The organism is Pararhodobacter sp., assembly GCF_034676075.1.
Classification (GTDB): domain Bacteria; phylum Pseudomonadota; class Alphaproteobacteria; order Rhodobacterales; family Rhodobacteraceae; genus Pararhodobacter.
In genome coordinates, this window is the sequence record NZ_JAUCCQ010000101.1 from 1 (window position 1) to 14,505 (window position 14,505).

15 protein-coding genes and 1 tRNA gene are annotated in these 14,505 nt (G+C 67.1%); 11 read left to right on the forward strand and 5 right to left on the reverse strand.

All coding sequences use genetic code 11. The annotated features are described in order from the left end of the window. The 3 genes from VDQ18_RS18380 to hutU form a co-directional block, all read left to right on the forward strand. A partial coding sequence (locus VDQ18_RS18380) for a histidine ammonia-lyase (RefSeq protein ID WP_323022357.1) occupies positions 1-1,108 on the forward strand: 1,108 nt, incomplete at its 5' end. Beyond that, positions 1,105-1,899 carry an N-formylglutamate deformylase gene (gene hutG, locus VDQ18_RS18385; protein WP_323022358.1) on the forward strand — a complete coding sequence of 265 codons (795 nt, stop codon included), beginning with the start codon at positions 1,105-1,107 and terminating at the stop codon, positions 1,897-1,899. The genes VDQ18_RS18380 and hutG, both read left to right, overlap by 4 nt. Before the next feature lie 37 nt (positions 1,900-1,936). After that, positions 1,937-3,616, forward strand: coding sequence for a urocanate hydratase (gene hutU, locus VDQ18_RS18390; protein WP_323022369.1), 1,680 nt, complete (start codon positions 1,937-1,939; stop codon positions 3,614-3,616). Here hutU and VDQ18_RS18395 read toward each other — a convergent pair. Genes VDQ18_RS18395 through VDQ18_RS18405 form a run of 3 tightly spaced genes read right to left on the reverse strand, consistent with a single transcriptional unit; the run spans position 3,611 to position 5,232 of the window. Continuing rightward, complete coding sequence (locus VDQ18_RS18395; RefSeq protein ID WP_323022359.1) at positions 3,611-4,585, reverse strand: NAD(P)-dependent alcohol dehydrogenase; 975 nt, start codon at positions 4,583-4,585, stop codon at positions 3,611-3,613. The two genes, hutU and VDQ18_RS18395, sit on opposite strands and share 6 nt — an antisense overlap. After that, positions 4,575-4,781 carry a helix-turn-helix transcriptional regulator gene (locus VDQ18_RS18400; protein ID WP_416235124.1) on the reverse strand — a complete coding sequence of 69 codons (207 nt, stop codon included), beginning with the start codon at positions 4,779-4,781 and terminating at the stop codon, positions 4,575-4,577. The genes VDQ18_RS18395 and VDQ18_RS18400 overlap by 11 nt, the downstream gene beginning before the upstream one ends. A 4-nt stretch (positions 4,782-4,785) precedes the next feature. Beyond that, positions 4,786-5,232 (reverse strand): hypothetical protein, encoded by a 447-nt coding sequence (locus VDQ18_RS18405; RefSeq protein ID WP_107752677.1) that lies wholly within the window; start codon positions 5,230-5,232, stop codon positions 4,786-4,788. 181 nt (positions 5,233-5,413) lie between these two features. Here VDQ18_RS18405 and VDQ18_RS18410 point away from each other — a divergent pair, with 181 nt between their 5' ends. The 6 genes from VDQ18_RS18410 to lon all read left to right on the forward strand — a co-directional run bounded on the left by VDQ18_RS18410 (position 5,414) and on the right by lon (position 12,351). Beyond that, positions 5,414-6,700: a lipoprotein-releasing ABC transporter permease subunit gene (locus tag VDQ18_RS18410; protein WP_323022360.1), complete on the forward strand. Its 1,287-nt coding sequence runs from the start codon at positions 5,414-5,416 to the stop codon at positions 6,698-6,700. Then, positions 6,693-7,376 (forward strand): ABC transporter ATP-binding protein, encoded by a 684-nt coding sequence (locus VDQ18_RS18415; protein ID WP_323022361.1) that lies wholly within the window; start codon positions 6,693-6,695, stop codon positions 7,374-7,376. The genes VDQ18_RS18410 and VDQ18_RS18415 overlap by 8 nt, the downstream gene beginning before the upstream one ends. A gap of 118 nt (positions 7,377-7,494) precedes the next feature. Next, entirely contained in the window at positions 7,495-7,920 is a 426-nt protein-coding gene (locus VDQ18_RS18420; RefSeq protein WP_323022362.1) for a L,D-transpeptidase, read from the forward strand. A gap of 135 nt (positions 7,921-8,055) precedes the next feature. After that, positions 8,056-8,523 carry a transcriptional regulator NrdR gene (gene nrdR, locus VDQ18_RS18425; RefSeq protein ID WP_323022363.1) on the forward strand — a complete coding sequence of 156 codons (468 nt, stop codon included), beginning with the start codon at positions 8,056-8,058 and terminating at the stop codon, positions 8,521-8,523. A gap of 112 nt (positions 8,524-8,635) precedes the next feature. After that, entirely contained in the window at positions 8,636-9,715 is a 1,080-nt protein-coding gene (gene ribD, locus VDQ18_RS18430) for a bifunctional diaminohydroxyphosphoribosylaminopyrimidine deaminase/5-amino-6-(5-phosphoribosylamino)uracil reductase RibD (RefSeq protein ID WP_416235125.1), read from the forward strand. Positions 9,716-9,942: 227 nt separating this feature from the next. Further along, positions 9,943-12,351 carry an endopeptidase La gene (gene lon, locus VDQ18_RS18435; protein WP_323022365.1) on the forward strand — a complete coding sequence of 803 codons (2,409 nt, stop codon included), beginning with the start codon at positions 9,943-9,945 and terminating at the stop codon, positions 12,349-12,351. A gap of 63 nt (positions 12,352-12,414) precedes the next feature. Here the strand turns inward: lon and VDQ18_RS18440 are convergent, their stop codons facing one another. Further along, positions 12,415-12,789, reverse strand: a complete 375-nt coding sequence (locus tag VDQ18_RS18440) for a hypothetical protein (protein ID WP_323022366.1) — start codon at positions 12,787-12,789, stop codon at positions 12,415-12,417. 182 nt (positions 12,790-12,971) lie between these two features. On the opposite strand from VDQ18_RS18440, the gene VDQ18_RS18445 reads away from it, so the two are divergent. Further along, positions 12,972-13,046 (forward strand) — tRNA-Val (locus VDQ18_RS18445). Between the two features lie 44 nt (positions 13,047-13,090). Here the strand turns inward: VDQ18_RS18445 and VDQ18_RS18450 are convergent. After that, positions 13,091-13,513: a PaaI family thioesterase gene (locus VDQ18_RS18450; protein WP_323022367.1), complete on the reverse strand. Its 423-nt coding sequence runs from the start codon at positions 13,511-13,513 to the stop codon at positions 13,091-13,093. Between the two features lie 57 nt (positions 13,514-13,570). On the opposite strand from VDQ18_RS18450, the gene VDQ18_RS18455 reads away from it, so the two are divergent. Continuing rightward, the gene (locus VDQ18_RS18455) at positions 13,571-14,359 is read left to right on the forward strand and encodes an enoyl-CoA hydratase (RefSeq protein ID WP_323022368.1); all 789 of its coding nucleotides are present in this window, start codon (positions 13,571-13,573) and stop codon (positions 14,357-14,359) included. Positions 14,360-14,505: the final 146 nt, after the last annotated feature.

Genomic DNA, 14,505 nt, shown 5'->3' on the forward strand with positions numbered 1-14,505 from the left:
CTCGGTCGGGGCCTCGGGCGACCTGGCGCCACTCGCTCATATGACGGCGGTGATGCTGGGCCATGGCGAGGCATTCTTCGCAGGTCAACGCATGAACGGCGCAGAAGCGCTTGAGAGGGCAGGGATTTCGCCGATGACCCTGGGGCCGAAAGAGGGGCTCGCGCTGATCAACGGCACGCAATTTTCTACCGCCCTGGCGCTGACCGGCCTCTTCGACGGCTGGCGTCTGGCGAGGGCCGCGCTGGTCACCGGCTGTCTCTCGACCGACGCGATCATGGGCTCAACGGCGCCCCTGCAACCGGCGATCCACCGGCTGCGCGGTCATCGCGGCCAGATCGACGTGGCGGCGGCGATGCGCGACTTGATGGCGGGCTCCGAGATCCGCGAGAGCCACCGCGACGGTGACAGCCGCGTGCAGGACCCCTATTGCATCCGCTGCCAGCCGCAGGTTCTGGGCGCTGCTGTGGATCTGCTGCGGCAGGTCGCCGGCACGTTGGAAATCGAGGCGAATGCGGTGACCGATAACCCGTTGGTGACCGAGGACGGGATTTTTTCAGGTGGGAACTTCCACGCCGAACCCGTTGCTTTCGCTGCCGATATCATTGCCCTGGCTCTGGCCGAGATCGGCGCCATCGCCCAGCGAAGGGTGGCGCTGATGGTCGATCCGACGCTCAGCCACGACCTGCCGCCGTTCCTGACGCCTGATCCGGGGCTCAATTCCGGCTATATGATCGCCGAGGTGACCACTGCCGCTTTGATGAGCGAAAACAAGCACCTTGCGCATCCTTGTTCGACCGATTCCACGCCCACCTCGGCCAATCAGGAGGATCATGTCAGCATGGCCGCTCATGGCGCGCGGCGGCTTCAGCGGATGAACGCCAACCTGTCGGTGATCCTGGGGGTCGAGGCGCTTTGCGCGGCGCAGGGGATCTTCTACCGCGCGCCACTGGCGACCGCGCCGCGTCTCGCCGATGCACTGGCTGCGCTGCGCGCGGTGGTGCCGCCCCTGTCCGAGGACCGCTACCTGGCGCCGGAGCTCGAGTGCGCGGCGGCACTGGTGCGGGGCGACGCGCTCGCCGCCGCCGCCGGGCTGGAGTTCGCGCTGTGATCCCGGTCGAGGTCACCGAAGGCGCGGGTCCGCTGATCCTGGGCATGCCGCATACCGGCACGTTCCTGCCGCCCGAGATCCTTGCAAGTCTCAACGCGCGGGGCCGGATGCTGGCCGATACCGATTGGCATATCGACCAGCTTTACAAGGACTTGCTGCCCGATGTGACGATCGTGCGGGCAACCTTCCACCGCTATGTCATCGACGCCAACCGCCCGCCGGATGGGGAAAGCCTCTATCCCGGGCAGAATACCACCGGGCTGGTGCCGCTGACCGATTTCGATGGTGTGCCGATCTGGGATGTCCCCCCGGGCGCTGCCGAGGTCGAGGAACGCCGCCAGCGCTTCCATCAGCCCTATCACGCCGCGCTGGCCGCGCAGGTCGGACGGGTGCGCGCGGCCCAAGGCGTGGCCTTGCTTTACGACTGCCATTCGATCCGCTCACGCATTCCCTTCCTGTTTGAAGGCGTGCTGCCGGATTTCAACATCGGCACGGTGAACGGGGCGTCCTGCGATGCCCGTATCGAGAGGCTGGTCGCTGAAACCTGCACCAAGGCAACGGCTTACCGGACGATCCTGAACGGGCGGTTCAAGGGCGGCTGGACCACGCGGCACTACGGGAAGCCGGAACAAGGCGTGCATGCGATCCAGATGGAACTGGCGCAGAGCACGCATCTGGCGAGCGAGGCGCCGCCCTTTGCCTACGATCCCGTCAAGGCCGAACGCCTGCGCGACGGGCTGCGCGCCATCCTCGAGGGGCTTGTAGCCCTCGCCCCGCAACTTCGCGCCTGAAGGCACTGATATCACGAGGTTTCCCATGAACACCCCCTTGCAGAACCCGCGTCACAATACCCGCGACATCTTCCCGCCGACCGGCCCTAACCGCACCGCCAAATCCTGGCAGACCGAGGCGGCGATGCGGATGCTGATGAACAACCTGCATCCCGATGTGGCCGAGAACCCGCATGAACTGGTGGTCTATGGCGGGATCGGCCGGGCGGCGCGGACCTGGAAGGACTTCGATCTGATCGTCAGCACGTTGAAAACGCTGGAGGATGACCAGACGTTGCTGGTCCAGTCGGGCAAGCCTGTGGGGGTGTTCCAGACCCACGCCGACGCGCCGCGGGTGCTGATCGCCAATTCGAACCTGGTGCCGCATTGGGCGAACTGGGACCATTTCAACAAGCTCGATAAAGCCGGGTTGATGATGTATGGTCAGATGACCGCCGGGTCCTGGATTTACATTGGAACTCAAGGTATTGTGCAGGGAACCTACGAGACTTTCGCCGAGGCCGGGCGCCAGCATTACGGCGGCAGCCTGCGCGGAAAATGGATCCTGACCGCGGGTCTGGGCGGCATGGGCGGCGCGCAGCCGCTGGCGGCGGTGATGGCGGGCGCCTGCTGTCTGGCCGTCGAATGCGACGAGACGCGCGCCGATTTCCGCATCCGCACCCGCTATTGCGACGCGAAGGCCCATAGCCTCGACGAAGCGCTGGCGCTGATCGCCGATTGGACGGCCAAGGGCGAGGCCAAATCCGTGGCGCTGATCGGTAACGCGGCCGAGGTCTTCCCCGAACTCGTGCGCCGGATGAAGGCGGGCGAGGTGCGGCCCGATATCGTCACCGACCAGACCAGCGCCCACGATCCTGTCCATGGATACCTTCCGCTCGGCTGGTCGGTCGCCGAGTGGCGCGCGAAGCAGGAAAGCGATCCGAAGGCGGTGGAGAAGGCCGCGCGTGCCAGCATGAAGGCGCATGTCGCCGCGATGGTGGATTTCTGGAACGCGGGCGTGCCGACGCTGGATTACGGCAACAACATCCGGCAGGTGGCGCTGGACGAAGGCCTTGAAAACGCGTTCGCTTTCCCGGGTTTCGTGCCGGCCTACATCCGGCCGCTGTTCTGCAAGGGGATCGGTCCGTTCCGCTGGTGCGCGCTGTCGGGCGACCCCGAGGATATCGCCAAGACCGACGCCAAGATGAAGGAGCTGTTCCCCGAGAACGCGCACCTGCATCGCTGGCTGGACATGGCCGCGGACAGGATCGCCTTCCAGGGCCTGCCGGCGCGGATCTGCTGGATCGGCCTCGGCGACCGGCACCGGGCGGGCCTCGCCTTCAACGAGATGGTGCGCAACGGCGAGCTGAAGGCGCCGGTGGTGATCGGCCGCGATCACCTGGACAGCGGCTCGGTCGCCAGCCCCAACCGCGAGACCGAGGCGATGATGGACGGCTCGGACGCGGTCAGCGACTGGCCGCTGCTCAACGCGCTCCTCAACACCGCCTCGGGTGCGACCTGGGTCAGCCTGCACCACGGCGGCGGCGTCGGCATGGGATTCAGCCAGCATGCCGGCATGGTCATCGTCTGCGACGGTACGGCAGAGGCGGACAAGCGCCTGGGCCGTGTCCTGTGGAACGACCCGGCGACCGGCGTCATGCGGCATGCCGATGCGGGCTATGAGATCGCGCTCGACTGCGCGCGCGAGCATCAGCTGGTGCTGCCCGGCATCCTATAGCGTCACCACCACATTGCCGCGCTTGTGGCCGGAGGAGGCGAGGCGATGCGCCTCGACAATCTCGGCCAGCGGCAGGGTGGTTACCGAGGGCCGGTAGCCCTGGGCCTGCAGGTCGAGGACGCGGGCCAGCGTTTCGGGCCGTTCCTTGATCACCCCGGCGCACAGCCGGTGGCTCCCGCGTTTCGACCGGATTCCGGCGTCGATCTGCCCCACCAGATCCGCGGTGACGACGCCAAGCCGCCCACCCGGTGCCAGCAGCGGCGCGGCCTTGGAATAGGGCAGCGTTCCCGCCACATCGAGGATCGCATCATAGGGACCGGGCGGCAGCGGACGGGCGTAATCGGCGGTCCGGTGGGCGCCCGCGTCCTGCATGGCGGCTTGGTTGGCGGGGGAGGCGACGCCCGTCACCTCGGCCCCCAGATGCGCGCCGAGCCAGAGCGCGGCGAGGCCCACAGCGCCGCTGCCACCGTTGACCAGCAGCCGCTCGCCCCGTTGCAGGGCCATCTGGTCGATCAGGAAATCGGCCGCCGTCATCAGGCCGAAGGGCAGGGCGGCGGCCTCGGCCTCGGTCAGGGAGGCGGGGCGGCGGGCGAGCATCTTGTCGGCGGTGATCACCGCATACTCGGCACCCGCGCCCAGCGTCATGCCGTCGGTGATGCCCAGCACGGCCTCGCCCACGGTCCAGCCGCTGACGCCCGGGCCCAGCGCGGCAATGGTCCCGGCCAGTTCACGGCCCGGGACCGGGCGGCGGGGACGGATCCAGCCGAAGATGGCACGCACCATCAACCCCATCCCGCGCGGCACGTCGAGCCCGCGGATCCGGGTGTCGCCGCGGGTCAAGCCGAAGGCCGCGACCTTGACCAGCACCTGACCGGGGCCGGGGACGGGGCGGGGAAGGACCTCGATCGCCATGACCTCGGGTCCGCCATAGCGCCGGGCAGTGGCGGCTTTCATCGTCTCACTCGTCATACTGGAAGACCTCCTCCAGGGGTTTGCCGAAGACCCGGGCGATGCGGAACGCGAGGTCCAGGGTGGGGGAATATTTGCCCGCTTCGAGCGCGTTGATGGTCTGCCGGGTGACGCCCGCGCGCGCCGCCAGATCCTTCTGCGTCATCTCGCCCGCGTCAAAGCGCAGGCGGCGGATGGTGTTGGTGATCTGCGCCAAGGGTTCAGTACCCCCGCCGGTAGCGCCAGAGCCGCGCCGCGTTCCCGGCGAGGTCCCCCGCCGCGAAGGAGGCCAGCATCAGATTCAGCGCCAGCAGCGGCGTCACGCCCCAGGCCAGCGCCGCCAGGGCCGCGACAAAGCCGGTGGAAATGGTGATCGCCGTGACCTTCCAGCCGAAGAGCACGATGATCCGGTCGCGTTCATCGACCAGACCATCGAAAGCCTCCCGCAAGGTGACGTGATAGGCCAGCGCCAGAAGCACGCTCACGCCGATGCCGACGCCGATCCCCACCGGGATCATCCACAGGATCTGACGGGCCCAGATCTGCAACCCTTCGGGCCCGGCAAAGGCACCCTCGGCCTGACGGGTGACGATCACCCAGGTGAAAAGCGCGATCACCGCGAGGGAGGTGACCAGCTCGGCAATCGTGCTGCGCTCGGTAAAGGACATGGCGGGCTCTCAAAGGTCGACTCGATTGGACATGGGGTAAGACAAATCGTACCTGATGTAAAGAATACTATACACTACGACAGCGTGACCAAGACCCCCCTTGACCGCATCAGCCTTTCGCCCGACCTTGCGCACGCCTTGCGCGGCCCCGCCGCGCTCCCCTCGCCGGACAGCCCCCGACATGCCCGCCAAGACCCCGCCCTTCGCCGCCTTTGAATGGCAGATCGCCTGGCGCTATCTCAGGGCCCGGCGCACCGAGGGTGGTGTCAGCGTGATGACGCTGATCTCGCTGATCGGCGTGGCGCTGGCGGTCTTCGCGCTGATCGCGACGCTGGCCGTGCGGTCGGGCTTCCGGTCGGAATTCGTCGACACGATCCTCGGCGCCAATGCCCATGCGACGATCTATTACACCTCGACCGTGACGCCCTCGGGTCAGATGTCGAACACGATCGAGGATTACGACGGCGTGGCCGAACGGCTGGCCGCGGTGCCGGGCGTGATCAGCGCGGCGCCCCTGATCAAGGGGCAGGTCATGGCCTCGAACGGCGGGCGCAATGCGGGCGTCGAGGTCTTCGGCATCCGCACTGAGGACCTGCTGGCTATCCCCCGGATCGCCCATTCCGACCGTGCCCGCGGCGATATCGACCGCTTCGAGGAAGGGATCGCCATCGGCGAGGGCGTGGCGCGCGAATTGCAGGTGCAGGTCGGCGACCGGATCCGCATCATCTCGCCCGAGGGAGTGCAGACCGCCTTCGGCACCAGCCCCCGGGTCAACGCCTATGAGGTGGTCTATATCTTCAGCGCCGGCCGCTATGACATCGACCGCACGCGGGTCTATCTGCCCTTCACCGAGGCGCAGAGCTTCTTCAACCGCGACGGGGTGGCGGACGAGATCGAGGTCATGCTCACCGATCCCGAGCATGTCGAGGACATGACCTATCCGCTGCTGCGCGCCGCCGGTGAGCGGGCGATGATCTGGAGCTGGCGCGACAGCGCGGGCAGCTTCCTGCGCGCCCTCGATATCGAGGACAACGTCATGTTCATCATCCTGTCGATCCTGGTGCTGATCGCGGCGATGAACATCATTTCGGGCCTGATCATGCTGGTGAAGAACAAGGGCCGCGACATCGGCATCCTGCGCACCATGGGGCTGAGCGAGGGCTCGGTGCTGCGGATCTTCTTCCTCTGCGGCTCGCTCATCGGCGTGGTGGGGACGGCGATCGGCGTGCTGGCCGGCTGCCTTTTCGCGCTCTACATCGACCCGATCTTCGCCTTCGTGAATTATGTCGCCGGGGGCGGGGTCTGGGATGCCTCGATCCGCGGCATCTATGCGCTGCCCGCCGAGCTCAGGCTCTGGGACGTGCTCAAGGCCGTGTCGCTGTCCCTGGGCCTGTCCTTCATCGTCACCATCTTTCCCGCCCGCCGTGCGGCGCGGATGAACCCGGTCGAGGCCCTGCGCTATGAGTGACCCCGCCCTGATCCTGGACGGCATCGTCAAGACCTATCGCGGCGGCATCGCCGGGCCGGTCGAGGTGCTGCGCGGCGCCTCGCTGGAGCTGGCGCGGGGCGAGGTGGTGGCGCTCGTCGCCCCCTCTGGCGCCGGGAAATCGACGCTTCTGCACATCGCGGGCCTGCTGGATACCGCCGATCAGGGCCAGGTGGTGATCGACGGGCTGGACATGACGCGGATGGGCGATGCCGCCCGCACCGCGGCGCGGCGCCAGCAGGTCGGCTTCATCTATCAGTTCCACCATCTGCTGCCCGAATTCACCGCGGCCGAGAACATCGTCCTGCCGCAACTCGCCAATGGCGTGCCGCGGGCCGAGGCGCAGGCCCGGGCGCAGGCGCTGCTGCAGAAGGTCGGACTCTCGCCCCGCGGCGGGCACCGGCCGGCGCAATTGTCGGGGGGCGAGCAGCAACGGGTCGCCTTCTGCCGGGCCATGGCCAACCAGCCGCGGATCCTCTTGGCAGACGAGCCGACCGGCAACCTCGATCCCGGGACCTCGGATCAGGTGTTCGGCGTGCTGATGGATCTGGTGCGCGATACCGGCCTCTCGGCGCTGATCGCCACGCATAACCTGGATCTGGCGGCGCGGATGGACCGGGTTCTGCGCCTCGATGCGGGCAGAATCGCAACAGGTTGATCCGGAATCGGCGGATTCCAGCCGGATTTCTTGACTCTCCACCCCCGCTTTAGGGAACTGGACCGAATGGGCGCTGCCACGTCCGTTCGTAAAAGTCCTTTTCCACCGGGGGGTTGGAATGAAGTCCATGATCAGGGCCGCGGTTGCGGCTGCCCTGTTGCTCGCACCCGTCTCGGCCGGTGCCGAGGCGATTGTCGCCCGCGTCAGCGTGTCCGAGCAGACGCTCTACCTCTATGTCGACGGCATGCTGCGCTATGAATGGCCGGTGTCGACCGCGCGGGCGGGCAAGATCACGCCGCGCGGGGAATGGCAGCCGCAATGGCTGTCGCGCTGGCACCGGTCCAGCCGCTACAACAACGCGCCGATGTATTTCGCCATCTTCTATGACGGCGATTACGCGATCCATGCCACCGATGCGGTCAGCCGCCTGGGCCGCCCGGCCTCGGCCGGTTGCGTGCGGCTGGACGAGGAGAATGCCTCGCTCCTCTTCGCCATGGTGCAGGAGCAGGGGATGGAGAACATGCGCGTCGTCGTTACCGATTGACGCGGCCGGCCCCTGAGCCCCGGAAGCCACAGGCCCGCCCCCTGATCTGGGGGCGGGCTTTTTCACCTACCCAAGGGATGGAGGCTCGCCTATAGTCCCTGTGGATTTGCAAGAACCCACCCCGAGGGAGAGGACATGCGCTGCCCGTTCTGCGGAAACGTCGATACCCAGGTGAAGGATTCCCGCCCTGCCGAGGATCACGTCTCGATCCGCAGACGCCGCTTCTGCCCCGCCTGCGGGGGGCGCTTCACCACCTATGAACGCGTGCAGCTGCGCGACCTGGTGGTGGTGAAATCCTCGGGCAAGCGCGAGCCTTTCGACCGCGACAAGCTGGAACGCTCGATCCGCATCGCCATGCAGAAGCGGCCCGTCGAGCCCGAGCGCATCGAACAGATGATCTCGGGCATCGTCCGGCGGCTGGAGAGCATGGGCGAGACGGATATCGCCAGCCGGGTGATCGGCGAGATCGTGATGGAGACGCTGGCACGGATCGACACCGTCGCCTATGTGCGCTTCGCGAGCGTCTACAAGAACTTCCAGGCGGCGGGCGATTTCGACAAATTCGTGTCCGAGCTCAGACCCGCGACGGCGAGCGAGGATTGACCGGGGCAGGGGGGCCGTCTGCCCCCCTCTTGGCCTGACGGCCAATTCACCCCCCGAGGATATTTAGAGCGCAAAGATGGCACAGGGCGTGAGCGACACCGACCGGCGGTTCATGCGTCTGGCGCTGGGGCTGGCGGCGCGGGGGCTAGGGAATACCTGGCCCAACCCGGCCGTGGGCTGCGTCATCGTCCGCGACGGTGTGGTGCTGGGGCGCGGCTGGACCCAGCCCGGCGGGCGGCCCCATGCCGAGGTGCGGGCCCTGGCCCAGGCAGGGACGGCGGCGCGCGGCGCCACGGCCTATGTGACGCTCGAACCCTGCGCCCATCACGGCAAGACCCCGCCCTGCGCCGAGGCGCTGATCGCGGCGGGTGTGGCGCGGGTGGTGACGGCGCTGACCGATCCCGACTCGCGGGTCGCCGGGCGCGGCCATGCGATGTTGCGGGCGGCCGGGATCTCGGTGAGCGAGGGGGTCGAGGAGGCGGCGGCGCGGCGGGCCAATCTGGGGTTCCTGATGCGGGTGACCGAGGGGCGGCCGCTGGTCACGCTGAAACTGGCGCTGACGCTCGATGCGCGGATCGCCACGGTGACCGGCGCCTCGCGCTGGATCACCGGGCCCGAGGCGCGGCGCCGGGTGCATCTGATGCGCGCCACTCACGATGCGGTGCTGGTCGGATCCGGCACGGCGCGGGCCGATGACCCGGACCTCCGGGTGCGGGATCTGGGGATCGCGCGGCAACCGGTCAGGATCGTCGCCGATTCGCGGCTGGGGGTGGCGGCGGATTCGCGGCTGGGCCGCAGCGCGCTGGAGGCGCCGGTCTGGATGCTGCACGGGCCGCAGGCCTCGGTGCCCGCGCGCATGGCCTGGGCGGCGCGGGGCGCCGAGCTCATCGCCTGCGAGACCGATGCGTTGGGGCGGATCGACATCGCCGATGCCCTGCGCCGGCTGGGCGAGCGGGGGCTGACGCGGATCTTTTGCGAGGGGGGCGGCGGGCTTGCGGCCTCGCTGGTGCAGGCGGGGCTGGCCGATGAGCTGGTGGTCTTCACCGCCGGGCGGCTCTTTGGGTCGGATGGCACGGCCGGGCTGGCGGCGCTGGGTGTGACCGAGATAGGCGCGCCCGAGTGGGAGCTGGTCGGCTGCGAGGCGATGGGCGCCGATCTGATGCACCGCTGGCGCCGCCGCCGGGACGGGTGACGCGCCTTTGGGCAGTATGACGTGCCGGTGACGGTTCGTTGACCAGTTCGCAAAAGAGCCCCCATCGGCGCATACTTGTGCCACACTGGGGGCAGACCCTGCCCGGGTGGAGTTGAATTCCCGGGCGGCTGGTACCAGATATGTCGTCGAAAGGGCTCGTATCCCCCCAAGACCTGGGTGATCCCGGAAGGGTGGGGGAGCACGACACAAACGAGTTGAGGTCAGGTATGACGAACCAAACCAACGCCTATGCAGTGCTGCCGCTGCGCGACATGGTCGTTTTCCCGCACATGATCGTGCCGCTGTTCGTGGGCCGCGACAAATCGGTGCGCGCGCTGGAAACGGTGATGCGCGATGACAAGCAGATCCTGCTGGTCACCCAGATCGACCATGCGGCCGAGGATCCCGATGCCGACGGCATGTTCAGCGTGGGCGTGCTGGCCAATGTGCTGCAATTGCTGAAACTGCCCGACGGCACGGTCAAGGTGCTGGTCGAGGGCAAGAGCCGGGTGCGCGTGACGCGTTTCCTGGACAACGACAAGCATTTCGAGGCCGAGGCGGTGATCCTCGATGAGACCGCGGGCGATCCCGAGGCGGTCGAGGCCCTGACCCGCGCCGTCAGCGACGATTTCGAGCGTTACGCCAAGATCAAGCGCAACATCCCCGAGGAAGCGCTCTCGGCCATCGCCGATGCCGGTGAACCGGCGCGGCTGGCGGATCTTGCCGCCGGGCATCTGGGCGTCGAAGTGGCGCGCAAGCAGGAACTGCTGGAGACGCTCGACGTGGCCGAGCGGCTGGAGAAGATCTATGGCCTGATGGAGGGCGAAATCAGCGTCCTGCAGGTCGAGCGCAAGATCAAGTCGCGCGTGAAAAGCCAGATGGAGCGGACCCAGCGCGAGTACTATCTGAATGAGCAGATGAAGGCCATTCAGAAGGAGCTGGGCGAAGGCGAGGACGGCCAGAACGAGCTGACCGAGCTGGAGAACCGCATCAAGTCGACCAAATTCTCCAAGGAGGCCCGCGACAAGGCGGAGGCCGAGCTGAAGAAGCTGAAGTCGATGAGCCCCATGTCGGCCGAAGCGACCGTCGTGCGCAATTACCTCGACTGGCTGCTGGCCCTGCCGTGGGGCGTGAAGAGCCGCGTCAAGAAAGACCTGAACCGGGCGCAGAAGGTTCTGGACGAGGATCACTACAGCCTCGACAAGGTGAAAGAGCGCATCGTCGAGTATCTGGCCGTGCAATCGCGGTCCGCGAAGCTGAAGGGGCCGATCCTGTGCCTCGTCGGCCCTCCGGGCGTGGGCAAGACCTCGCTGGGGCGGTCGGTGGCCAAGGCCACGGGGCGCGAATTCATCCGCATCTCGCTGGGCGGCGTGCGCGATGAATCCGAGATCCGCGGTCACCGCCGGACCTATATCGGCTCGATGCCCGGCAAGATCATCCAGGCGCTGAAAAAGGCCAAGACCACCAACCCGCTGATCCTGCTCGATGAAATCGACAAGATGGGGCAGGACTTCCGGGGCGACCCGGCGTCCGCGATGCTGGAGGTTCTGGACCCCGAACAGAACGCGACCTTCGTCGACCATTACCTGGAGGTGGAATACGACCTCTCGGACGTGATGTTCATCACCACGGCCAACTCCTACAACATGCCGGGGCCGCTGCTGGACCGGATGGAGATCATCCCGCTCTCGGGCTACACCGAGGACGAGAAGGCCGAGATCGCCCGCCGGCACCTGCTGCCCAAGGCGATCAAGAACCACGGGCTGAAGAAGTCGGAACTCTCGGTCTCGGACGACGCTCTGACGGCGGTCTTGCGGCACTACACCCGTGAGGCGGGCGTGCGGAACTTCGAGCGTGAGCTGTCGAAGATCGCGCGGAAGGCGGTCACCCAGATCGTCCGCAAGGAGGCCACGCATGTCGATGTGACGGCCGACAACCTGGACGATTTCCTGGGTGTGCCGCGCCACCGTTTCGGCCTGGCCGAGAAGGAGGATCAGGTCGGCGTGGTCACCGGGCTGGCCTGGACCCAGGTCGGCGGCGATCTGTTGCAGATCGAAGCGCTGAAGCTGCCGGGCAAGGGTCGGATGAAGACGACCGGGAAACTGGGCGACGTGATGAAGGAATCGATCGACGCGGCGTCCAGCTACGTGCGCTCGATCAGCCCGCAGATCGGCGTCAAACCCCCGGTGTTCGAGACGATGGACATCCACGTCCACGTCCCGGACGGCGCCACGCCCAAGGACGGCCCCTCGGCGGGTCTGGCCATGGTCACGGCCATCGTCTCGGTCCTGACCGGCATCCCGGTCCGCAAGGACATCGCCATGACCGGCGAGGTGACGCTGCGCGGCAATGCCAGCGCCATCGGCGGCCTGAAGGAGAAGCTGCTGGCGGCGCTCAGGGGCGGCATCACCAAGGTGCTGATCCCGGTCGAGAACGCCAAGGATCTGCCCGAGATCCCCGACAACGTGAAATCGGGGCTGGAAATCGTGCCGGTCAGCCATGTGCGTGAGGTTCTGCAACACGCGCTGGTGCGCCAGCCCGAGCCGATCGACTGGGACGCCGCCGCCGAAGAGGCCGCCGCCATCGCCGCCCGCCTGGGCCGCACCGACGCTCCTTCGTCGGCCACGGCGCACTGAGGTCCGTTCCTGCCGACATGACCCGCCCCCGGACAACCGGGGGCGGGTCTTTTCATGCAGGGGTCAGGCGCGTTGCCAGAGGTTGATCAGGAACGCCACGATCGACAGCAGCACCACGACCTCGACCACGCCCATGATCGGGCCCAGCGTCGCCTCGGGCCCCATATGCGACAGCAGCGCGAAAAGCAGCACCAGCAGCAGGAAGGCGCCGATCTGGAACAGCCAGAAATGCACCTTGGCCAGCATCGTGTCGGCCAGCCCCGGAATGATCCGGTAGACGATGCCGAAGAGCGTCATCAGCGTGAAGCCCAGAAGGTTGATATGCGCATGGACCGGCGCCAGGTCGAATTCCTGGGCCGCGCCCATGTAGATGCCGAAACTCATGCCGACCAGCAGATACAATGCACCAAGGATCAGGAAGCTTTTGGAAAGGTTCATCGGGTCCTCCCACCCAGAGCCAGGGGCCGCGCCCCGGGGCGAATCCTAGCATGAGTTCACGGTTTCGTGAGTGGGAAAAGCAGGATCCGGGCTCTCGGTTTCGCGGCGGAAAAAAGCTGCACAAGATCGCACACTTCCCCCTTGAGCCCACCCGCATGAGCCGCTATAGACCCGCGCACGGCGGGCGATTAGCTCAGCGGTAGAGCGCTTCGTTCACATCGAAGATGTCAGCGGTTCAAATCCGTTATCGCCCACCATCCCCATTCAGGACCGTAGCCGACAGGCTGCGGTCCTTCTGGTTTCAGCGCCGCGGCGGGATCGCATAGGTCATGCCGGACCGCGCCAGCACCGCCTCGGACCCCTCGTTCACGATCAGCACATCGCCCACCGCCAGCGTCCGGCCGAGCTTGTGCAGCCGAGCCCGGCCGATCAAGTCGCGCCCGGCCTCGGGCTTCCTCATGAAGTCGATCGAGGCATTGGTCGTCACCGCCAGCGCCACCGGCCCGATCATCGCCAGCAGCACCGCATACATCGCCAGATCGGCCAGGGCGAACATGCTGGGCCCGCTGACCGTGCCGCCGGGCCTCAGGTGCTGCTCGCCGACCAGCAGGCGCACATCGGCCTCCATCGGCGCCACCCGCTCGATGCGGAACTGGCTGGCGACCTGCGGAAACTCGCGCTGCATGAAGGCGTTGAGGGACGTCGCGTCCATCTGGGTCTGCATGCTTTCCTCCCGCTGCTGACCCGCATAGACTCAGGCCAAAGGAACGGGGAGGGCAAGATGACCGAAGCCTTGGTGCGCTGTGACGTTGCGGAACGGGTGGCGGTGGTCGAGATGAACCGCCCCTCGGCGCTGAATGCGCTGTCGGACGGGCTGCTGGCGGCACTGACCGGGACGCTGACCGAACTGGCGGCGGATCCCGGGGTGCGGGTGGTGGTGCTGAAGGGCGCGGGCAAGGCCTTCTGCGCCGGTCACGATCTCAAGGAGATGCAGGCGGGCCGCGCCGCTCCCGACAAGGGCGCCGCCTATTTCGCCGATCTCTTCACCCGCTGCGGCGCCCTGATGCAGCTGATCCCGGCGATGCCGCAGCCGGTCATCGCCCAGGTGCAGGGCATCGCCACGGCGGCGGGCTGTCAGCTGGTCGCCAGCTGCGACATGGCGGTGGCGGCCGAGGACACCCGTTTCGGCGTCAACGGCGTCAATATCGGCCTCTTCTGCTCGACCCCGATGGTGGCGCTCAGCCGCAACATCCCCCGCAAGCAGGCGTTCGAGATGCTGACCACGGGCGAGTTCATCCCGGCCGAGCGCGCGCGCGATCTGGGCCTGATCAACCGCATCGCGCCGCCCGACCGGCTGGAGGCGGAGACGATGCAGCTGGCCCACGTGGTGGCGGGCAAACTGGGCGCGGCGGTCAGGATCGGCAAGCGGGCCTTTTACGAACAGGCCGGGATGCCGCTCGACCGGGCCTATGACTACACCCGCGACGTGATGGTGGAGAACATGCTGCTCCGGGATACCGATGAGGGGATCAATGCCTTCATCGAGAAACGAAAACCCGACTGGGCCTAAGCTGTCCCACGCGTGGGACAAACCATCCCTCGCAACAAAATCAACGGCTTGGAAGCGCGCGCTAACCTTCCGTTAACCCGCCTTCTTTGTGCTCCAAATATCCTCGGGGGTTTCTCAAGGGGGTGGAAAACCCCCTTGAGCGGGGG

Coding starts and splice junctions, on each gene's coding strand:
- ribD (WP_416235125.1), top strand. CDS start 8,636: ATGCGTCTGGCGCTGGGGCTGGCGGCGCGGGGGCTAGGGAATACCTGG.
- VDQ18_RS18415 (WP_323022361.1), top strand. CDS start 6,693: ATGAGTGACCCCGCCCTGATCCTGGACGGCATCGTCAAGACCTATCGC.
- VDQ18_RS18420 (WP_323022362.1), top strand. CDS start 7,495: ATGAAGTCCATGATCAGGGCCGCGGTTGCGGCTGCCCTGTTGCTCGCA.
- nrdR (WP_323022363.1), top strand. CDS start 8,056: ATGCGCTGCCCGTTCTGCGGAAACGTCGATACCCAGGTGAAGGATTCC.
- VDQ18_RS18450 (WP_323022367.1), bottom strand. CDS start 13,513: ATGCAGACCCAGATGGACGCGACGTCCCTCAACGCCTTCATGCAGCGC.
- lon (WP_323022365.1), top strand. CDS start 9,943: ATGACGAACCAAACCAACGCCTATGCAGTGCTGCCGCTGCGCGACATG.
- VDQ18_RS18405 (WP_107752677.1), bottom strand. CDS start 5,232: ATGTCCTTTACCGAGCGCAGCACGATTGCCGAGCTGGTCACCTCCCTC.
- VDQ18_RS18395 (WP_323022359.1), bottom strand. CDS start 4,585: ATGACGAGTGAGACGATGAAAGCCGCCACTGCCCGGCGCTATGGCGGA.
- VDQ18_RS18410 (WP_323022360.1), top strand. CDS start 5,414: ATGCCCGCCAAGACCCCGCCCTTCGCCGCCTTTGAATGGCAGATCGCC.
- VDQ18_RS18455 (WP_323022368.1), top strand. CDS start 13,571: ATGACCGAAGCCTTGGTGCGCTGTGACGTTGCGGAACGGGTGGCGGTG.
- VDQ18_RS18440 (WP_323022366.1), bottom strand. CDS start 12,789: ATGAACCTTTCCAAAAGCTTCCTGATCCTTGGTGCATTGTATCTGCTG.